The organism is Mesorhizobium sp. M1A.F.Ca.ET.072.01.1.1, assembly GCF_004023325.1.
Taxonomy (GTDB): domain Bacteria; phylum Pseudomonadota; class Alphaproteobacteria; order Rhizobiales; family Rhizobiaceae; genus Mesorhizobium.
Genome location: NZ_RZSF01000657.1, coordinates 1 through 1,187, shown reverse-complemented (window position 1 = coordinate 1,187; position 1,187 = coordinate 1). Strand labels below are relative to the sequence as shown.

The 1,187-nt window shown below is 65.9% G+C and carries 1 protein-coding gene and 1 pseudogene; both read right to left on the bottom strand.

Going from position 1 to position 1,187, the window contains the following annotated elements:
• Positions 1 to 277 (bottom strand): annotated as a pseudogene (locus EOA32_RS37345) (4-hydroxythreonine-4-phosphate dehydrogenase); the annotation flags it as partial.
• A gap of 78 nt (positions 278 to 355) precedes the next feature.
• Positions 356 to 1,187: peptidylprolyl isomerase (locus tag EOA32_RS37340; RefSeq protein WP_145971522.1), on the bottom strand; the 832-nt coding region annotated here is incomplete at its 5' end.

Here is a 1,187-nt window from a genome sequence, read left to right as displayed (position 1 = left end):
TTCCGGGACTGTCCAGATGCCGGGCGTAGAGTGGGACGACGGGCAGTGCTCGGGGAAAGTGATGCGCCGCTTGCCCCGGCAGGGTCTCCATGATCGCCACGTTGGCCCCGATCTCGCGCGCCCGCGCCTTGATCAGGGCAGGATCGGCGAGCAGGTAGAAGGGCGGCACGCCGGCGCTGTCGCCCGCCTGCCAGGCGGTGATGGCGATCTCGGGACCGATGCCGGATGGATCGCCGACGCTGAGCGCCAGCGGCGCATCGGTCCTACTTGCGCTCATGGCGTCACGCGGGGCGCCATGCCTGCTTCGAAGCAGGGCATCTGGCTCGAGCCTTGTTCTGGCATGCGCCGCAACGGCCTATCGCTCGACGATGGTGGCCTTCTTGCGCAGTTCCTCGACATATTTCTTGCTGAGCTCGTCGGCGTCCTTGTCGTTGCTGCCGCCTTCGGCCTGGAACACCATCTGGGCGGCCTTGTCGTCGGAAACCTCGCGCGAGGAACAGATACCGATGAACTCGACGCCGCGTTCGGTCTCGCGCGTCGGCGTCGCCCCTCCGACCTTGGTCGCCTTGATCTGTTCGGCCCAGTCCGACGGCAATTGCGGCGCCAGCACGCGGCCGAGATCGCGCACCGTGACGTCGATCAGCCCCTTGGCGAATTCGCGCGTGGTGTTGCAGCCGTTGAAGCGGGCACGCATGGCGTCGGCCTCGCGCTTGCGCTTGGCAAGCGTGGCCGAGCGCTCGGAAGCGGGCACCACGAAGATGACCTGCTGCAGCATATATTCCGTGGCGCTCGGCTTGGAGCCGCCCTTGTCGAGCATGCGGCGGACCGCGTCCTGCTCGGTCACCGAGCCACCCTCGCCGGAGCGGTAGCGCGCGCCAAGCGCCTGGTTCCAGGCCATCTGCGCGCGGATGAACTCCTTGAAATGCTCTTTGGTAACGCCGGACTGCGCCATGACGGCGTCAAGCTTCGCGAGCGGCATCTTGTTGTTGGAGGCGAAACGCTGATAGGCGGCGTCGACCTGCTGGTCGGTGATGCGGATGCCGAGCCGCTTGGCCTCGGCAAGCCGCAGCGTCTGGTCGATCATTTCCTTGGCCGCGTCGCCTTTCTTGCGCTGCAGCTTGAAGAATGCGGCGCGATGGGCGATGTCGCCGGTGGTGATCGGTATGTTGTTGACGACATATTTGATC